The 1,336-nt window shown below is 46.7% G+C and carries 2 protein-coding genes; both read right to left on the bottom strand.

Annotated elements, in window-relative coordinates:
* On the bottom strand, positions 1-696 hold a 696-nt coding region (locus A3738_RS03190), incomplete at its 3' end, for a BMP family ABC transporter substrate-binding protein (RefSeq protein ID WP_156503913.1).
* A gap of 63 nt (positions 697-759) precedes the next feature.
* Positions 760-1,336 (bottom strand): ABC transporter permease (locus A3738_RS03185; protein ID WP_197473545.1); only part of this gene is annotated, 577 nt, incomplete at its 5' end.

Raw genomic sequence — 1,336 nt, 5'->3', positions numbered from 1 at the left:
GTACTTACCTTTCGCTTCAGCTGCTTGAATAACTGCTGCTGAGTCAGTGTGCTGAGTAAGAACGTCTGCACCTTGAAGGATCAAGGTTTCTGCAGCTTCACGCTCTTTGGCTGGGTCGTACCAAGTGCTCGCCCAAACAACTTTTACTTGAACGTCTGGGTTTACTTCTTTCGCGCCTTTAGTGAATGCGTTGATACCACGAATTACTTCTGGGATTGGGAATGAAGCAACGTAGCCAAGTACGTTAGATTCAGTCATCTTGCCTGCGATCAAACCAGTCAAGTAACGACCTTGATACGCACGCGTGAAGTAAGTACCCATGTTGTCTGCACGCTTGTAACCAGAAGCATGCTCGAACGCTACTTTAGGGAACTTCTTAGCAACCTTAAGAGTTGGGTTCATGTAACCGAATGAGGTTGTGAAGATTAGGTCGTTGCCTTTTGATGCCAACTGACGAATAACACGCTCACCGTCCGCGCCTTCTGGCACAGATTCAACGTAAGTTGTTTTTACTTTGTCGCCAAGTTGCTCTTCAACATACTTACGTGCTTCATCATGCGCGTAAGTCCAGCCCGCATCACCAGTAGGACCAACGTAAACGAAGCCGATGTTAATTGGGTCTTCCGCTTGCGCTACGCTCATGCCACCAGCTAGTGCTGCCGTCGCAAGCACTTTGCTAATTGTTTTTAGTTTCATTATTAACTCCTGAGTTTCTTTTTTATCTAGAGAGTAGCGATCAAACGCTACTCTCGTGACGCTTTAAAGCTGAGGTCTATATGGTTGACCCAGCGCCAAAGGCGTACTTAGTTTTGCTTTGATTGCATCGTTCGCGAGAACAACCAAAACAAGAATTGTTGCAACGTAAGGAAGCATTGCTAACAAATTAGGTGAGGCTTCAAAGCCCAGTCCTTGAAGAACCAAATGCATGATGCTCGCCGCACCAAACAAATAAGCTCCCAACATAATTCTTTCTGCTTTCCAGCTTGCAAATACAACTAATGCAAGTGCAATCCAGCCACGTCCTGCAGACATACCTTCAGACCAAAGAGGTGTATAAGCGAGTGATAAGTATCCACCTGCAAGACCAGCCATCGCACCACCAAACATGACTGCGCCGTAGCGTACTTTGAATACACTCATACCAATGGCGTTAGCCGCTTCTGGATTTTCGCCAACTGAACGAATCGTGAGGCCAAGACGCGTGCTCTTAAATACCCAGAACACCAAGCCGAACAGAACCCAACTGAGGTAAACCAACGGGTCATGCGAGAAAAAGATTTTGCCGATAACAGGAATATCGCTCAGTAGTGGAATCGTCCACGCCTGAATACCTTCG

Source organism: Oleiphilus sp. HI0066 (assembly GCF_001635725.1).
The sequence above is the reverse complement of the archived record's forward strand: the minus strand, read 5'-3'. Positions and strand labels throughout refer to the sequence as shown.